The sequence below is a fragment of the Pseudomonas sp. B22129 genome, assembly GCF_044218875.1.
Classification (GTDB): domain Bacteria; phylum Pseudomonadota; class Gammaproteobacteria; order Pseudomonadales; family Pseudomonadaceae; genus Aquipseudomonas.
Map to the genome: position 1 here is coordinate 2,090,001 of NZ_CP162592.1, position 17,062 is coordinate 2,107,062.

The following is a 17,062-nucleotide window of genomic DNA, read 5'->3' on the forward strand; positions in this document are numbered from 1 at the left end:
GAAAGCGTAATAGCTCACTAGTCGAGTCGGCCTGCGCGGAAGATGTAACGGGGCTCAAACCATACACCGAAGCTACGGGTATCACGTAAGTGATGCGGTAGAGGAGCGTTCTGTAAGCCTGTGAAGGTGAGTTGAGAAGCTTGCTGGAGGTATCAGAAGTGCGAATGCTGACATGAGTAACGACAATGGGTGTGAAAAACACCCACGCCGAAAGACCAAGGTTTCCTGCGCAACGTTAATCGACGCAGGGTTAGTCGGTCCCTAAGGCGAGGCTGAAAAGCGTAGTCGATGGAAAACAGGTTAATATTCCTGTACTTCTGGTTATTGCGATGGAGGGACGGAGAAGGCTAGGCCAGCTTGGCGTTGGTTGTCCAAGTTTAAGGTGGTAGGCTGAGATCTTAGGTAAATCCGGGATCTTAAGGCCGAGAGCTGATGACGAGTTAACTTTTAGTTAACGAAGTGGTTGATGCCATGCTTCCAAGAAAAGCTTCTAAGCTTCAGGTAACCAGGAACCGTACCCCAAACCGACACAGGTGGTTGGGTAGAGAATACCAAGGCGCTTGAGAGAACTCGGGTGAAGGAACTAGGCAAAATGGCACCGTAACTTCGGGAGAAGGTGCGCCGGTGAGGGTGAAGGACTTGCTCCGTAAGCTCATGCCGGTCGAAGATACCAGGCCGCTGCGACTGTTTATTAAAAACACAGCACTCTGCAAACACGAAAGTGGACGTATAGGGTGTGACGCCTGCCCGGTGCCGGAAGGTTAATTGATGGGGTTAGCTAACGCGAAGCTCTTGATCGAAGCCCCGGTAAACGGCGGCCGTAACTATAACGGTCCTAAGGTAGCGAAATTCCTTGTCGGGTAAGTTCCGACCTGCACGAATGGCGTAACGATGGCGGCGCTGTCTCCACCCGAGACTCAGTGAAATTGAAATCGCTGTGAAGATGCAGTGTATCCGCGGCTAGACGGAAAGACCCCGTGAACCTTTACTATAGCTTTGCACTGGACTTTGAATTTGCTTGTGTAGGATAGGTGGGAGGCTTTGAAGCGTGGACGCCAGTCTGCGTGGAGCCATCCTTGAAATACCACCCTGGCAACTTTGAGGTTCTAACTCAGGTCCGTTATCCGGATCGAGGACAGTGTATGGTGGGTAGTTTGACTGGGGCGGTCTCCTCCTAAAGAGTAACGGAGGAGTACGAAGGTGCGCTCAGACCGGTCGGAAATCGGTCGTAGAGTATAAAGGCAAAAGCGCGCTTGACTGCGAGACAGACACGTCGAGCAGGTACGAAAGTAGGTCTTAGTGATCCGGTGGTTCTGTATGGAAGGGCCATCGCTCAACGGATAAAAGGTACTCCGGGGATAACAGGCTGATACCGCCCAAGAGTTCATATCGACGGCGGTGTTTGGCACCTCGATGTCGGCTCATCACATCCTGGGGCTGAAGCCGGTCCCAAGGGTATGGCTGTTCGCCATTTAAAGTGGTACGCGAGCTGGGTTTAGAACGTCGTGAGACAGTTCGGTCCCTATCTGCCGTGGACGTTTGAGATTTGAGAGGGGCTGCTCCTAGTACGAGAGGACCGGAGTGGACGAACCTCTGGTGTTCCGGTTGTCACGCCAGTGGCATTGCCGGGTAGCTATGTTCGGAATAGATAACCGCTGAAAGCATCTAAGCGGGAAACTAGCCTCAAGATGAGATCTCACTGGAACCTTGAGTTCCCTGAAGGGCCGTCGAAGACTACGACGTTGATAGGTTGGGTGTGTAAGCGCTGTGAGGCGTTGAGCTAACCAATACTAATTGCCCGTGAGGCTTGACCATATAACACCCAAGCAATTTGACTACTCGAAAGAGCATCAGATTGCGGTGTGTGAAGACGAGATGAACCGAAAGTTCGACGTTCACAAAACACCGAAAGCTGTCACATACCCAATTTGCTGAAGCGAGGCATAAGCCACGAGTCAGTACCCGAATTTCTTGACGACCATAGAGCATTGGAACCACCTGATCCCATCCCGAACTCAGTAGTGAAACGATGCATCGCCGATGGTAGTGTGGGGTTTCCCCATGTGAGAGTAGGTCATCGTCAAGATTAAATTCCAGAACCCCTGTTTGCTAACGCAAACAGGGGTTTTGTTTTGGGCGGTCGGAAAGTGCCAAGCGTGGCGCGGGGTCGCCTCAGGTTCTAAAGTCCAGCGGTTTCTATGCAATGACCTTGCGCATGGCTATCATGCGTGCCTCATTGTGAGGCGATACTTGCATGCTGACGTTGTTGAAACTTCTGAAAGATGGCCGATTCCACTCCGGGGAGGCGCTGGGCGAGGCCTTGGGCGTCAGTCGCAGTGCTGTATGGAAACAGCTCCAGCATCTTGAGGCCGAACTTAACTTGCCGATTCATAAAGTCCGCGGCAAGGGTTATCAGTTGGCCTCCCCGTTGGTGTTTTTGAGCGCCCAAGAGATCGTAGCCAATGCGCCTGCTTTGGTATGGCCAATCCATATTTTTGACTCTATTGACTCCACCAACGCCGAAGCCTTAAGGCTTGTCGGGGCTGGTTGCGCGGCGCCCTTTTTAGTGCTTGCGGAGCAGCAAACGGCCGGCAGAGGGCGGCGAGGCCGTAAGTGGGTCAGCCCTTTTGCTCAAAACGTGTATTACAGCCTCGTCTTGCGCATTGAGGGTGGCTTGCGGCAGTTGGAGGGTCTTAGCCTCGTTGTAGGGTTGGCGGTAATGCACGCCCTGCGTTCTGTAGGGGTGCAAGGGGCTGCCTTGAAATGGCCGAACGACGTCTTGGTCGGACCGAAGAAAATCGCCGGTATATTGCTGGAATTGGTCGGGGACCCTGCTGACATCTGTCACGTTGTCTTGGGAATAGGAATTAACGTGAATATGCAGAAGGCAGATGGCGTCGACCAGCAATGGACCTCAGTGGGGCTTGAAAAAGGTTGTCCAGTTGATCGTAACGATTTGGTCGCTCAACTGGGGCTGCAGTTACAAGTCTACCTGGATCGGCATATGGCTTCTGGGTTTGCGCAGTTGCAGGACGAGTGGGAGCAACACCACTTGTGGCAGGGAAAGGCTGTATCTCTTATCGCAGGTGTGAATCAGATTGATGGGGTGGTCTTGGGTGTTGATCGCCAAGGTGCACTGCGCTTGAGTGTTGACGGTGTCGAGAAAATTTACAGCGGTGGTGAGCTAAGCCTGAGGTTGCGTGATGATTCTTGAGCTCGACTGTGGGAATAGCTTTATCAAGTGGCGTGTACTTGCGCCGAATGGAGCTGAAGCCTCTGCAGAGGGGGTTGTTGGTTCAGATGTAGCATTGATTGAAAGCCTGGTGGCGATTTCGGGCCTGTTGCTGACGCGTTGCCGGCTGGTGAGTGTCCGAGCCGCCGAGGAAACCGACAAGTTGGTCAGGGCGCTGGAGAGTGCTTTCGGTGTCGAAGTTTCGTGTGCGGTCTCTGCGCGCGAGATGGGCGGTGTGCGTAACGGTTATGAGGAGTTTGAGCGTCTCGGGCTCGATCGCTGGTTGGCAATGCTCGGTGGGTTCAAGCTTGCGTCCGGCGCATGCCTGGTGCTCGACTTCGGTACCGCGGCGACGGCTGATTTTATCGGCGCCGATGGTGAGCACCTGGGTGGCTTTATCTGTCCGGGAATGCCGCTGATGCGCAGCCAGCTGCGCACGCATACACGCAAGATTCGCTACGACGACGCGGCGGCTGAGCAGGCGGTTGAGCGCCTCTCGCCGGGCCGTACAACCGTGGAGGCGGTGGAGCGTGGTTGTACGCTAATGCTCAGGGGGTTTGTGCTTACTCAGCTTCAGTTGGCCCAAAGTTATTGGGGGGAGGACTTTACTGTTTTCCTGACCGGTGGGGATGCTGACCTGGTCGTCGAGGCTGTGCCCCGGGCAAGGCTTGTTCCTGATCTGGTTTTTGTAGGGTTGGCGATGGCATGCCCTTTGTCCTGAGGTGTTTATGCGTTGGCTGTTTTTGCTTTTGCTCGTTCTCAATGCCTTCTATTACATCTGGCATCAACAAGATGCTCCGCTGCGTGCCAAGGACGTTACGCCCTTAAGTCTCTATCGGGGCTCTCAGCAGGATATTCGCCTGTTGAGCGAATCTTCCGACCCTGTTGTGCGGCGCGATCGGGCGAAAGGTCCTGACGCCCCAAATACCTGCTTATACATCGGTGGCTTTGCTGATCAGCAGCAGGCTCAATCGGTTGAGCAGCGCCTCATGAGCCTGGATATCAAGGTCAAGGTCCAGTTGCTCAATACGTCGGATGCATCGGGCTATTGGCTCCGAGTGGCTCCTGAAAGCAGACGCTTGGCTGACGATCTGCCCTTTGAAAACCTTGCTAAGGAATTCAATGAGTTAAAACATAAAATAATGTTGTGCGAAGGCGTTGCAACTCACGAATAGTTTGCATAGAATGGCGCCCGCTTCGCAGTGAAGACCTTTACGGTCTACAGCGTGAAGTGATCGTCAACGCAGCTAACCTCATATTTTTAAATGAGAAAATGCTTGACAGAAGGTCGGCGTGATGTAAAATGCCGGCTCGCTTAGGAGGGGTTCCCGAGCGGCCAAAGGGATCAGACTGTAAATCTGACGTCTACGACTTCGAAGGTTCGAATCCTTCCCCCTCCACCATTTTTAGCGTGAGCTGCAAGCTCCGCGGGTATAGTTTAGTGGTAGAACCTCAGCCTTCCAAGCTGATGATGCGGGTTCGATTCCCGCTACCCGCTCCAAGTTTGCAGGTTGTGCAAGGTGTTTTGCTCTTGTAGCTCAGTTGGTAGAGCACACCCTTGGTAAGGGTGAGGTCAGCGGTTCAAATCCGCTCAAGAGCTCCATATAACAAGGCAGATATGAAAATATCTGCCTTTGTTTTAACAGCTGCCTCGGCTTGTTGGTGTTGCGCTTGGCTTTATTGCTGAGTGATTTCAGGTCTAGTGGGGTTGGTTGTTGTAAAGTCTTTTTCAGGCCTGCATAATGGTCGGCCTGATTTTGTTTTAGGTCAGTAGCTCAATTGGCAGAGCGACGGTCTCCAAAACCGTAGGTTGGGGGTTCGATTCCCTCCTGACCTGCCAGATTCACGTGGTGTGTCTGGCTTTCTTTTCACAGGATCTTCATAGATGACTCCTAAGGCTGAAGCTCAAAGCTCTCGTTTCGATCTCGTCAAGTGGCTCGCTGTTGTCGCGTTGGTGGTCGTAGGCGTTGTTGGCAATCAGTATTACTCTGCTTCGCCGATCCTGTACCGTGTCCTCGCTTTGCTCGCCCTTGCTGCTGTAGCTGCCTTTGTAGGCCTGCAGACTGCCAAAGGCAAGTCTTTCGCGGTTCTGGTAAAGGAAGCTCGCACCGAAATTCGTAAAGTCGTTTGGCCGACTCGCCAAGAAACCACGCAGACCACGTTGATCGTTGTGGCTGTTGTTCTGGTTATGGCGTTGCTGTTGTGGGGACTTGATTCCCTGCTCGGCTGGCTTGTTTCCTTGATTGTTGGCTAAGGGTGTCCCGTGGCTAAGCGTTGGTACGTTGTGCATGCTTACTCGGGTTACGAGAAGCATGTTATGCGCTCTTTGCTAGAGCGCGTAAAGCTCGCAGGCATGGAAGATGGCTTCGGCGAAATTCTGGTTCCCACTGAAGAAGTGGTTGAAATGCGGAATGGCCAGAAGCGCAAAAGCGAACGCAAGTTCTTCCCTGGCTACGTGCTGGTTCAGATGGACATGAATGAAGGTACTTGGCACTTGGTCAAGGACACTCCTCGTGTCATGGGTTTCATTGGCGGTACTGCCGATAAGCCTGCTCCGATCACCGACAAAGAGGCGGAAGCGATTCTGCGTCGTGTTGCTGACGGTAGCGACAAGCCTAAGCCGAAGACGTTGTTCGAGCCAGGTGAGGTTGTTCGTGTCACAGATGGTCCGTTTGCTGATTTCAACGGCACCGTCGAAGAAGTTAACTACGAAAAGAGCCGGATCCAGGTGGCGGTGCTCATTTTCGGTCGCTCTACTCCGGTAGAGCTGGAGTTCAGTCAGGTCGAGAAGGTCTAGCTGAGCAAGCATCCCAACCCCGCAGCCTCAGGCTGTGGGGTTTTGTCGTCACTGGGATATACGCGCAAGTAACCGGGGAGCCTTTCGAGGCGCTTGAACCCGTAATTGGAGTGCCTCATGGCCAAGAAGATTACCGCTTACATCAAGCTGCAAGTGAAGGCCGCACAGGCCAACCCAAGTCCACCCGTCGGTCCAGCCCTGGGCCAACACGGCGTGAACATCATGGAATTCTGCAAGGCCTTCAACGCCCGTACTCAGGGTCTTGAGCCAGGTCTGCCGACTCCAGTGATCATCACTGTATACAGCGACCGTAGCTTCACTTTCGAAACCAAGTCGACCCCGGCTTCGGTTCTGTTGAAGAAAGCTGCTGGTCTGACTAGCGGTTCCGCTCGTCCTAACACCGTTAAGGTTGGCACCGTGACTCGTGCTCAGCTGGAAGAAATCGCGAAAACCAAAAACGCGGATCTGACTGCAGCTGATATGGATGCAGCCGTGCGTACCATCGCCGGTTCTGCTCGTAGCATGGGCCTTAACGTGGAGGGTGTGTAATGGCTAAGCTGACCAAGCGCCAAAAGGCTATCGCCGGTAAAATCGAAGCGGGCAAGTCCTACAACTTTGTAGATGCTGCTGCTCTGCTGACCGAACTGTCGACTGTCAAGTTCAGCGAGTCCGTTGACGTTGCTGTAAACCTGGGTGTTGACCCACGTAAATCCGACCAGGTCGTTCGTAGCGCTACTGTGCTGCCACACGGTACTGGCAAGACTGTACGTGTTGCTGTCTTCACTCAAGGCCCGGCAGCTGAAGCTGCTCTGGCCGCTGGCGCCGATCGCGTTGGCATGGATGACCTGGCTGCCGAAATGAAAGGCGGCGACCTGAACTATGACGTCGTTATTGCTTCCCCGGATGCAATGCGCGTTGTAGGTCAGTTGGGTCAGATCCTCGGTCCACGTGGTCTGATGCCTAACCCTAAAGTCGGCACCGTAACTCCAGACGTAGCCACCGCGGTTAAAAACGCCAAGGCTGGTCAGGTTCGTTATCGCACCGACAAAAACGGCATCATCCACACTTCCGTTGGCAAAGTCGGCTTTGATGCCGTCAAGCTGAAGGAAAACGTTGAAGCCCTGATCGCTGATCTGAAGCGTATCAAGCCAGCTTCCTCGAAAGGTATCTACGTCAAGCGCGTTACCCTGAGCACCACTATGGGCCCAGGTCTGGTCATCGACCAAGGCTCGCTGGACGTATAAGACACAGGTTGGTGCGAGAGATCGCGCCAATTGAAAAAATTGGGGTCCCTGCCTGGCGGGGGCTATCCAAGACCGTAGGCGACGCAAGTCTTAAACCACAAGCCTACGCAGATGGTGCTCCCGGTTCCTTACCGAATCAGACACCAAAACGACATCCGGCCTAGGCCAGATGAAACGGTAACAAGCAGGAGTTAAACCCGTGGCAATTAATCTCGAAGACAAGAAGGCCATCGTCGCTGAAGTCAACGAGGCTGCCAAAGCTGCTCTGTCCGCTGTCGTGGCTGATGCCCGTGGTGTGACAGTAAGCGCTATGACCGGACTCCGTAAAGAGGCTCGTGAAGCTGGCGTATACGTACGTGTTGTACGTAACACCCTGCTCAAGCGCGCTGTTGCTGACACTGAATACAGTGTCCTCAATGACGTGTTCACCGGCCCGACCCTGATTGCGTTCTCCACTGACCATCCTGGCGCTGCTGCCCGTTTGTTCAAGGAATTCGCCAAGGGTCAGGATAAGTTCGAGATCAAGGCAGCTGCGTTCGAGGGCAAGTTCCTCGCAGCTAACCAAATCGACGTACTGGCAACACTGCCGACCCGTAACGAAGCTATTTCTCAGCTGATGAGCGTGATTCAAGGCGCTACCAGCAAGTTGGCTCGTACTCTGGCCGCAGTTCGCGAGCAAAAAGAAGCTGCCGCAGCCTAAGGCTGAGCATTTTCCCTCGCGTTTTTTTGTTTATTTCGATGGCCGCGTAGGCCGTCCCCCAATTCAGGAAATACAGCAATGTCTATCTCCCAAGACGATATCCTCAACGCCGTAGCTGAAATGTCGGTTCTGCAGGTTGTTGAGCTGATCAAAGCTTTCGAAGAAAAATTCGGCGTTTCCGCTGCCGCTGCTTCCGCTGGCCCAGCCGCTGTTGCTGCTGTTGCTGAAGAGCAAACCGAATTCAACGTCATGCTGCTGGAAGCTGGCGAGAAGAAAGTAAACGTGATCAAGGCAGTACGTGAACTGACCGGTCTGGGCCTGAAAGAAGCCAAGGCTGTAGTTGACGGCGCTCCTGCCCAGGTTCTGGAAGCAGTGTCGAAAGACGCAGCTGACAAAGCTAAAGCAGTGCTGGAAGAAGCAGGCGCTAAAGTCGAGCTGAAGTAAGCATCGACCTTGCGTCTCCAGCCCAAGCGTTAAGCTGAAGGCTGATGGCTGGTGGCTCTTGCCACCGGCCTTTTTCCGTTCTTGGCTGTCGACTCGGTCGCCGCCATTAACGCGCTGTAGCCACCCGATGCGGTGGTGCAAACCATGGGGTTTGCGAGATTTTCTGGCTGCTCCCGTCGGGAGGGGCCAAACAAGCAGGTGACCAAGCTGGGGAACGCTGATGGCTTACTCATATACTGAGAAAAAACGTATCCGCAAGGACTTTAGCAAGTTGCCGGACGTCATGGATGTCCCGTACCTTCTGGCTATCCAGCTGGATTCGTATCGTGAATTCTTGCAGGCGGGAGCGACCAAAGATCAGTTCCGCGACGTGGGCCTGCATGCGGCCTTCAAATCCGTTTTCCCGATCATCAGCTACTCCGGCAATGCTGCGCTGGAGTACGTGGGTTATCGCCTGGGCGAACCGGCATTTGATGTCAAAGAATGCGTGTTGCGCGGTGTTACGTACGCCGTACCTTTGCGGGTAAAAGTCCGTCTGATCATTTTCGACAAAGAATCGTCGAACAAAGCGATCAAGGACATCAAAGAGCAAGAAGTCTACATGGGCGAAATCCCGTTGATGACTGAAAACGGCACCTTCGTTATCAACGGTACCGAGCGTGTAATCGTTTCCCAGCTGCACCGTTCCCCGGGCGTGTTCTTCGACCACGACCGCGGCAAGACGCACAGCTCCGGCAAGCTCCTGTACTCCGCGCGGATCATTCCGTACCGCGGCTCGTGGTTGGACTTCGAGTTCGACCCGAAAGACTGCGTGTTCGTGCGTATCGACCGTCGTCGCAAGCTGCCGGCCTCGGTACTGCTGCGCGCGCTCGGCTATACCACTGAGCAAGTGCTGGACGCTTTCTACACCACCAACGTATTCAGCCTGAAGGGCGAAACCCTCAGCCTGGAACTGATTGCTTCGCGTCTGCGTGGTGAAATTGCCGTTCTGGACATCCAGGACGAAAAAGGCAAGGTTATTGTTGAAGCGGGTCGTCGTATCACTGCGCGCCACATCAACCAGATCGAAAAAGCCGGTATCAAGTCGCTGGACGTTCCTCTGGAATACGTCCTGGGTCGTACGACCGCCAAGGTCATCGTTCACCCGGCGACAGGCGAAATCCTGGCTGAGTGCAACACCGAGCTGAACACCGAGATCCTGGCCAAGATCGCCAAGGCTCAGGTCGTTCGCATCGAGACCCTGTACACCAACGACATCGACTGCGGTCCGTTCATCTCCGACACACTGAAGATCGACTCCACCAGCAACCAATTGGAAGCGCTGGTCGAGATCTATCGCATGATGCGTCCTGGTGAGCCACCAACCAAAGACGCTGCCGAGACCCTGTTCAACAACCTGTTCTTCAGCCCTGAGCGCTATGACCTGTCTGCGGTCGGCCGGATGAAGTTCAACCGTCGTATCGGTCGTACCGAGATCGAAGGTTCGGGCGTGCTGTGCAAGGAAGACATCGTCGCGGTACTGAAGACTCTGGTCGATATCCGTAACGGCAAAGGCATCGTCGATGACATCGACCACCTGGGTAACCGTCGTGTTCGCTGCGTAGGCGAAATGGCCGAGAACCAGTTCCGCGTTGGCTTGGTACGTGTTGAGCGTGCGGTCAAAGAGCGTCTGTCGATGGCAGAAAGCGAAGGCCTGATGCCGCAAGACCTGATCAACGCCAAGCCAGTGGCTGCGGCGGTGAAAGAGTTCTTCGGTTCCAGCCAGCTTTCCCAGTTCATGGACCAGAACAACCCGCTCTCCGAGATCACCCACAAGCGCCGTGTATCTGCACTGGGCCCGGGCGGTCTGACCCGTGAGCGTGCTGGCTTTGAAGTTCGTGACGTACACCCTACGCACTACGGTCGTGTTTGCCCGATCGAAACGCCGGAAGGTCCGAACATCGGTCTGATCAACTCCCTGGCCGCTTATGCGCGCACTAACCAGTATGGCTTCCTCGAGAGCCCGTACCGTGTAGTGAAAGACGCTCTGGTCACCGACGAGATCGTATTCCTGTCCGCCATCGAAGAAGCTGATCACGTGATCGCTCAGGCTTCGGCCACGATGAACGACAAGAAAGTCCTGGTCGACGAGCTGGTAGCTGTTCGTCACTTGAACGAGTTCACCGTCAAGGCGCCGGAAGACGTCACCTTGATGGACGTATCGCCGAAGCAGGTAGTTTCGGTTGCTGCGTCGCTGATCCCGTTCCTGGAGCACGATGACGCCAACCGTGCGTTGATGGGTTCCAACATGCAGCGTCAAGCTGTACCGACCCTGCGCGCTGACAAGCCGCTGGTAGGTACCGGCATGGAGCGTAACGTAGCCCGTGACTCCGGCGTTTGCGTCGTGGCTCGTCGTGGCGGCGTGATCGACTCCGTTGATGCCAGCCGTATCGTGGTTCGTGTTGCCGATGACGAAGTTGAAACTGGCGAAGCCGGTGTCGACATCTACAACCTGACCAAATACACCCGCTCAAACCAGAACACCTGCATCAACCAGCGTCCGCTGGTGAGCAAGGGTGATCGCGTTCAGCGTAGCGACATCATGGCCGACGGCCCGTCCACCGACATGGGTGAACTGGCGCTGGGTCAGAACATGCGCATCGCGTTCATGGCATGGAACGGCTTCAACTTCGAAGACTCCATCTGCCTGTCCGAGCGTGTTGTTCAAGAAGACCGTTTCACCACGATCCACATTCAGGAACTGACCTGTGTGGCGCGTGACACCAAGCTTGGGCCAGAGGAAATCACTGCAGACATCCCGAACGTGGGTGAGGCTGCACTGAACAAGCTGGACGAAGCCGGTATCGTTTACGTAGGTGCTGAAGTAGGCGCAGGCGACATCCTGGTCGGTAAGGTCACTCCGAAAGGCGAGACCCAACTGACTCCGGAAGAAAAACTGCTGCGTGCCATCTTCGGTGAAAAAGCCAGCGACGTTAAAGACACTTCCCTGCGTGTGCCTACCGGCACCAAAGGTACTGTCATCGACGTACAGGTCTTCACCCGTGACGGCGTTGAGCGTGATGCTCGTGCACTGTCCATCGAGAAGACCCAGCTCGACGAGATCCGCAAGGACCTGAACGAAGAGTTCCGTATCGTTGAAGGCGCGACCTTCGAACGTCTGCGTTCCGCTCTGGTAGGCCACAAGGCCGAAGGCGGCGCAGGTCTGAAGAAAGGTCAGGACATCACCGACGAAATCCTCGACGGTCTTGAGCACGGCCAGTGGTTCAAACTGCGCATGGCTGAAGACGCTCTGAACGAGCAGCTCGAGAAGGCCCAGGCCTACATCGTTGATCGCCGCCGTCTGCTGGACGACAAGTTCGAAGACAAGAAGCGCAAACTGCAGCAGGGCGATGACCTGGCTCCAGGCGTGCTGAAAATCGTCAAGGTTTACCTGGCAATCCGTCGTCGCATCCAGCCGGGCGACAAGATGGCCGGTCGTCACGGTAACAAAGGTGTGGTCTCCGTGATCATGCCGGTTGAAGACATGCCGCACGATGCCAATGGCACCCCGGTCGACGTCGTCCTCAACCCGTTGGGCGTACCTTCGCGTATGAACGTTGGTCAGATCCTTGAAACCCACCTGGGCCTCGCGGCCAAAGGTCTGGGCGAGAAGATCAACCGTATGATCGAAGAGCAGCGCAAGGTCGCAGACCTGCGTAAGTTCCTGCACGAGATCTACAACGAGATCGGCGGTCGCAACGAAGAGCTGGACACCTTCTCCGACCAGGAAATCCTGGATCTGGCGAAGAACCTGCGCGGCGGTGTTCCAATGGCTACCCCGGTGTTCGACGGTGCCAAGGAAAGCGAAATCAAGGCCATGCTGAAGCTGGCAGACCTGCCAGAAAGCGGCCAGATGCAGCTGTTCGACGGCCGTACCGGCAACAAGTTTGAGCGCCCGGTTACTGTTGGCTACATGTACATGCTGAAGCTGAACCACTTGGTAGACGATAAGATGCACGCTCGTTCTACCGGTTCGTACAGCCTGGTTACCCAGCAGCCGCTGGGTGGTAAGGCTCAGTTCGGTGGTCAGCGTTTCGGGGAGATGGAGGTCTGGGCACTGGAAGCATACGGTGCTGCTTACACTCTGCAAGAAATGCTCACAGTGAAGTCGGACGATGTGAACGGTCGGACCAAGATGTACAAAAACATCGTGGACGGCGATCACCGTATGGAGCCGGGCATGCCCGAGTCCTTCAACGTGTTGATCAAAGAAATTCGTTCCCTCGGCATCGATATCGATCTGGAAACCGAATAACACGTGACGCGAATCGAGAGCGGGGCTGTTTAGCCCGCTCTCTGCTCCGCCAGGAGGAAAGGCCTTGAAAGACCTACTGAATTTGCTGAAAAACCAGGGTCAAGTCGAAGAGTTCGACGCCATCCGTATTGGATTGGCATCGCCTGAGATGATCCGTTCGTGGTCGTTCGGTGAAGTTAAAAAGCCGGAAACCATCAACTACCGTACGTTCAAACCTGAACGTGACGGCCTGTTCTGCGCCAAGATCTTTGGCCCGGTAAAGGATTACGAGTGCCTGTGCGGTAAGTACAAGCGCTTGAAGCACCGTGGTGTGATCTGCGAGAAGTGCGGCGTTGAAGTTGCACTGGCCAAGGTTCGTCGTGAGCGCATGGCGCACATCGAACTGGCTTCGCCGGTTGCCCACATCTGGTTCCTGAAATCGCTGCCGTCCCGTATCGGCTTGCTGATGGACATGACCCTGCGTGATATCGAACGCGTTCTCTACTTCGAGAGCTATGTCGTTATCGACCCGGGCATGACCACCCTTGAAAAAGGTCAGCTGCTGAACGACGAGCAGTACTTCGAAGCGCTGGAAGAGTTCGGCGACGATTTCGATGCCCGCATGGGTGCCGAAGCTGTCCGCGAACTGCTGCACGCTATCGACCTGGAGCACGAGATTGGCCGTCTGCGCGAAGAAATTCCGCAAACCAACTCCGAAACCAAGATCAAGAAACTGTCCAAGCGTCTGAAGTTGATGGAAGCCTTCCAGGGTTCCGGCAACTTGCCAGAGTGGATGGTGCTGACCGTTCTGCCGGTTCTGCCGCCAGACCTGCGTCCGCTGGTACCGTTGGATGGTGGTCGTTTCGCGACGTCCGACCTCAACGACCTGTACCGCCGCGTGATCAACCGTAACAACCGCTTGAAGCGTCTGCTTGATCTGTCCGCTCCGGACATCATCGTGCGCAACGAAAAGCGTATGTTGCAAGAAGCCGTCGATGCCTTGCTCGACAACGGTCGTCGTGGCCGCGCTATCACGGGTTCCAACAAGCGTCCTCTGAAATCCCTGGCTGACATGATCAAGGGTAAGCAAGGTCGTTTCCGTCAGAACTTGCTCGGTAAGCGCGTTGACTACTCCGGTCGTTCGGTAATTACCGTAGGCCCGACCCTGCGTCTGCACCAGTGCGGTCTGCCCAAGAAGATGGCACTTGAGCTGTTCAAGCCATTCATCTTCGGCAAGTTGGAAATGCGCGGTCTCGCGACCACCATCAAAGCGGCCAAGAAAATGGTCGAGCGCGAACTGCCAGAGGTTTGGGACGTTCTCGCTGAAGTGATCCGCGAACACCCGGTTCTCCTCAACCGTGCACCGACCCTTCACCGTCTGGGTATCCAGGCGTTTGAACCGGTACTGATCGAAGGTAAGGCTATCCAGCTGCACCCGCTGGTCTGTGCTGCGTACAACGCCGACTTCGACGGCGACCAAATGGCCGTGCACGTACCGCTGACACTGGAAGCCCAGTTGGAAGCGCGCGCGTTGATGATGTCGACCAACAACATTCTGTCGCCAGCCAACGGTGAGCCAATCATCGTTCCGTCGCAGGACGTTGTATTGGGTCTGTACTACATGACCCGTGAAGCGATCAACGCCAAGGGCGAAGGCCGCGTATTCGCTGACCTGCAAGAAGTTGACCGTGTGTTCCGTGCCGGCGAAGCCGCACTGCACGCCAAGGTCAAAGTGCGGATCAACGAAACCGTCAACGACCGTGACGGCGGCAGCGTGAGCGGCACCCGTATCGTCGACACCACCGTCGGCCGTGCGCTGCTGTATCAGGTTGTGCCAAAAGGCCTGTCCTACGACGTCGTCAACTTGCCGATGAAGAAAAAGGCGATCTCCAAGCTGATCAACCAGTGCTACCGCGTGGTTGGTTTGAAAGAGACCGTGATCTTCGCTGACCAGTTGATGTACACCGGTTTTGCTTATTCGACCATTTCCGGCGTTTCCATCGGTGTTAACGACTTCGTTATCCCGGATGAAAAAGCCCAGATCATCGGTGCTGCTACCGATGAAGTGAAAGAGATCGAAAGCCAGTACGCCTCCGGCCTGGTAACCCAGGGCGAGAAGTACAACAAAGTGATCGACCTTTGGTCGAAGGCGAACGACGAAGTCTCCAAGGCGATGATGGCCAACCTCTCGAAAGAGAAGGTTATCGACCGTCATGGCGTGGAAGTTGATCAAGAGTCCTTCAACTCGATGTACATGATGGCCGACTCGGGCGCACGGGGTTCTGCTGCGCAGATCCGTCAGCTCGCCGGTATGCGTGGCCTGATGGCCAAGCCGGACGGTTCCATCATCGAAACGCCGATTACTGCGAACTTCCGTGAAGGTTTGAGCGTACTTCAGTACTTCATCTCCACTCACGGTGCTCGTAAGGGTCTTGCGGATACCGCGTTGAAAACCGCTAACTCCGGTTACCTGACTCGTCGTCTGGTAGACGTTGCACAAGATCTGGTTGTAACCGAGATCGACTGCGGCACCGAGCACGGCCTGCTGATGACGCCGCACATTGAAGGCGGTGACGTTGTAGAGCCGTTGGGTGAGCGCGTACTGGGTCGAGTGATCGCCCGTGACGTATTCAAGCCTGGCACCGAAGAAATCATCGTTCCTGCCGGTACGCTGGTAGACGAGAAGTGGGTCGAGTTCATCGAACTCAACAGCATCGACGAAGTGATCGTTCGCTCGCCGATCAGCTGCGAAACCCGCTACGGCATCTGCGCCAAATGCTACGGCCGTGACTTGGCACGTGGTCACCAGGTGAACATCGGTGAAGCGGTCGGCGTTATCGCTGCCCAGTCCATCGGTGAGCCGGGTACCCAGCTGACGATGCGTACGTTCCACATCGGTGGTGCGGCAAGCCGGACCTCCGCAGCTGACAGCGTTCAGGTGAAAAATGGCGGTACCGTCCGCCTGCACAACCTGAAACATGTTGAGCGAGTGGATGGCCACCTGGTTGCTGTGTCCCGTTCCGGTGAGCTGGCAATCGCTGATGACTACGGTCGTGAGCGTGAGCGTTACAAGCTGCCGTACGGTGCTGTGATTTCGGTTAAAGAGGGTGACAAGGTCGACGCTGGCGCAATCGTGGCCAAGTGGGATCCGCACACTCACCCAATCGTTACCGAAATGAAAGGTACCGTGACCTACGTGGGCATGGAAGAAGGCATCACGATCAAGCGTCAGACTGACGAATTGACCGGTATGACCAACATTGAAGTACTCGACGCGAAAGATCGTCCAGCTGCCGGTAAAGACATCCGTCCTGCCGTGAAGATGGTCGATGACAACGGCAAGGACTTGTTGCTGCCAGGCACTGACGTTATCGCTCAGTACTTCCTGCCAGCCAACGCCCTGGTCGGTGTGGCGGATGGTGCGAAGATCGCGATCGGTGATGTTATCGCGCGTATCCCGCAAGAAACTTCGAAGACCCGTGACATCACCGGTGGTCTGCCGCGTGTTGCCGACTTGTTCGAAGCTCGTCGTCCGAAAGAAGCGTCGATTCTGGCTGAAGTCAGCGGCACCATCGCGTTCGGTAAAGAGACCAAGGGCAAGCGCCGTCTGGTCATTACCCCGAACGACGGTAGCGATCCGTATGAAGAGCTGATTCCGAAGTGGCGTCACCTGAACGTGTTCGAAGGCGAACAGGTAAACCGCGGCGAAGTTATCTCCGACGGCCCGAGCGATCCACACGACATCCTGCGTCTGCTGGGTGTGAGTGCGCTGGCCAAGTACATCGTTAACGAGATCCAGGACGTTTACCGTCTGCAAGGCGTGAAGATCAACGATAAGCACATCGAGACCATCCTGCGTCAGATGCTGCGTAAAGTTGAGATCGCTGAATCCGGCGATTCGAGTTTCATCAAGGGCGACCAGATGGAACTGACTCACGTATTGGTAGAAAACGAACGTCTGGGCGCGGAAGACAAATTTGTTTCCAAGTTCACTCGTGTGTTGCTGGGTATCACCAAGGCGTCGTTGTCCACTGAGTCGTTCATCTCGGCGGCCTCCTTCCAGGAGACCACTCGCGTACTGACCGAAGCAGCGGTAACCGGCAAGCGCGATTACCTGCGCGGCCTGAAAGAAAACGTGGTCGTGGGTCGTCTGATCCCGGCAGGTACCGGCTTGGCTTACCACAGCGAGCGCAAGCGCCGCCGTGATGCTGACAAGCCGCTGCGCGTAAGCGCCAGTGAAGTGGAAGCTGCACTGACCGAAGCGCTGAACTCTAGCGGTAACTGAGTTCTGCACTAGATAAGTCTGGGCCCCGGCAGCCCCCATTCGTCGGATCGAGGCATTTTTGTCCCGGTTCGACGAGAGGGGATGTCG

11 protein-coding genes, 4 tRNA genes and 2 rRNA genes (1 of these 17 running past the window's edge) are annotated in these 17,062 nt (G+C 55.4%); all 17 read left to right on the top strand.

Annotated elements, in window-relative coordinates; all coding sequences use genetic code 11:
- A 23S ribosomal RNA gene (locus AB4P94_RS09450) occupies positions 1–1,815 on the top strand (it extends 1,077 nt beyond the left edge of the window).
- Between the two features lie 155 nt (positions 1,816–1,970).
- A 5S ribosomal RNA gene (rrf, locus tag AB4P94_RS09455) occupies positions 1,971–2,086 on the top strand.
- Positions 2,087–2,254: 168 nt separating this feature from the next.
- Positions 2,255–3,214, top strand: a complete 960-nt coding sequence (gene birA, locus AB4P94_RS09460; protein WP_395610322.1) for a bifunctional biotin--[acetyl-CoA-carboxylase] ligase/biotin operon repressor BirA — start codon at positions 2,255–2,257, stop codon at positions 3,212–3,214.
- Complete coding sequence (locus AB4P94_RS09465; RefSeq protein WP_395610323.1) at positions 3,204–3,953, top strand: pantothenate kinase; 750 nt, start codon at positions 3,204–3,206, stop codon at positions 3,951–3,953. Before birA ends, AB4P94_RS09465 begins: the two co-directional genes overlap by 11 nt.
- Before the next feature lie 7 nt (positions 3,954–3,960).
- Entirely contained in the window at positions 3,961–4,407 is a 447-nt protein-coding gene (locus tag AB4P94_RS09470) for a hypothetical protein (protein WP_395610324.1), read from the top strand.
- Positions 4,408–4,550: 143 nt separating this feature from the next.
- A tRNA-Tyr gene (locus AB4P94_RS09475) sits at positions 4,551–4,635 on the top strand.
- 24 nt (positions 4,636–4,659) lie between these two features.
- Positions 4,660–4,733, top strand: a tRNA-Gly gene (locus AB4P94_RS09480).
- 26 nt (positions 4,734–4,759) lie between these two features.
- Positions 4,760–4,835: transfer RNA gene (locus tag AB4P94_RS09485), tRNA-Thr, on the top strand.
- A 161-nt stretch (positions 4,836–4,996) separates the two neighbouring features.
- Positions 4,997–5,072, top strand: a tRNA-Trp gene (locus tag AB4P94_RS09490).
- A gap of 45 nt (positions 5,073–5,117) precedes the next feature.
- The gene (gene secE, locus AB4P94_RS09495; RefSeq protein WP_003194658.1) at positions 5,118–5,486 is read left to right on the top strand and encodes a preprotein translocase subunit SecE; all 369 of its coding nucleotides are present in this window, start codon (positions 5,118–5,120) and stop codon (positions 5,484–5,486) included.
- A gap of 9 nt (positions 5,487–5,495) precedes the next feature.
- Positions 5,496–6,029, top strand: a complete 534-nt coding sequence (nusG, locus tag AB4P94_RS09500; RefSeq protein ID WP_003176436.1) for a transcription termination/antitermination protein NusG — start codon at positions 5,496–5,498, stop codon at positions 6,027–6,029.
- Positions 6,030–6,146: 117 nt separating this feature from the next.
- Complete coding sequence (gene rplK / locus AB4P94_RS09505) at positions 6,147–6,578, top strand: 50S ribosomal protein L11 (RefSeq protein ID WP_003176435.1); 432 nt, start codon at positions 6,147–6,149, stop codon at positions 6,576–6,578.
- Entirely contained in the window at positions 6,578–7,273 is a 696-nt protein-coding gene (gene rplA, locus AB4P94_RS09510) for a 50S ribosomal protein L1 (RefSeq protein WP_003176434.1), read from the top strand. The genes rplK and rplA overlap by 1 nt, the downstream gene beginning before the upstream one ends.
- Before the next feature lie 199 nt (positions 7,274–7,472).
- Positions 7,473–7,973, top strand: a complete 501-nt coding sequence (gene rplJ, locus AB4P94_RS09515) for a 50S ribosomal protein L10 (protein WP_015886139.1) — start codon at positions 7,473–7,475, stop codon at positions 7,971–7,973.
- 78 nt (positions 7,974–8,051) lie between these two features.
- On the top strand, positions 8,052–8,417 hold the full coding sequence (gene rplL, locus AB4P94_RS09520; protein WP_155585072.1) for a 50S ribosomal protein L7/L12: 366 nt from the start codon (positions 8,052–8,054) through the stop codon (positions 8,415–8,417).
- A gap of 220 nt (positions 8,418–8,637) precedes the next feature.
- Complete coding sequence (rpoB, locus tag AB4P94_RS09525) at positions 8,638–12,711, top strand: DNA-directed RNA polymerase subunit beta (RefSeq protein WP_395610325.1); 4,074 nt, start codon at positions 8,638–8,640, stop codon at positions 12,709–12,711.
- Between the two features lie 64 nt (positions 12,712–12,775).
- A complete protein-coding gene (gene rpoC, locus AB4P94_RS09530) occupies positions 12,776–16,975 on the top strand; it encodes a DNA-directed RNA polymerase subunit beta' (RefSeq protein ID WP_395610326.1) in 4,200 nt (1,399 codons plus the stop codon).
- The last annotated feature ends 87 nt before the right edge of the window (positions 16,976–17,062 follow it).

Bases quoted from the DNA above. Each gene is read 5' to 3' on its own strand.
- rplA (WP_003176434.1), top strand. From the start codon at position 6,578: ATGGCTAAGCTGACCAAGCGCCAAAAGGCTATCGCCGGTAAAATCGAA.
- rpoB (WP_395610325.1), top strand. From the start codon at position 8,638: ATGGCTTACTCATATACTGAGAAAAAACGTATCCGCAAGGACTTTAGC.
- secE (WP_003194658.1), top strand. From the start codon at position 5,118: ATGACTCCTAAGGCTGAAGCTCAAAGCTCTCGTTTCGATCTCGTCAAG.
- birA (WP_395610322.1), top strand. From the start codon at position 2,255: ATGCTGACGTTGTTGAAACTTCTGAAAGATGGCCGATTCCACTCCGGG.
- rplK (WP_003176435.1), top strand. From the start codon at position 6,147: ATGGCCAAGAAGATTACCGCTTACATCAAGCTGCAAGTGAAGGCCGCA.
- AB4P94_RS09470 (WP_395610324.1), top strand. From the start codon at position 3,961: ATGCGTTGGCTGTTTTTGCTTTTGCTCGTTCTCAATGCCTTCTATTAC.
- AB4P94_RS09465 (WP_395610323.1), top strand. From the start codon at position 3,204: ATGATTCTTGAGCTCGACTGTGGGAATAGCTTTATCAAGTGGCGTGTA.
- rplL (WP_155585072.1), top strand. From the start codon at position 8,052: ATGTCTATCTCCCAAGACGATATCCTCAACGCCGTAGCTGAAATGTCG.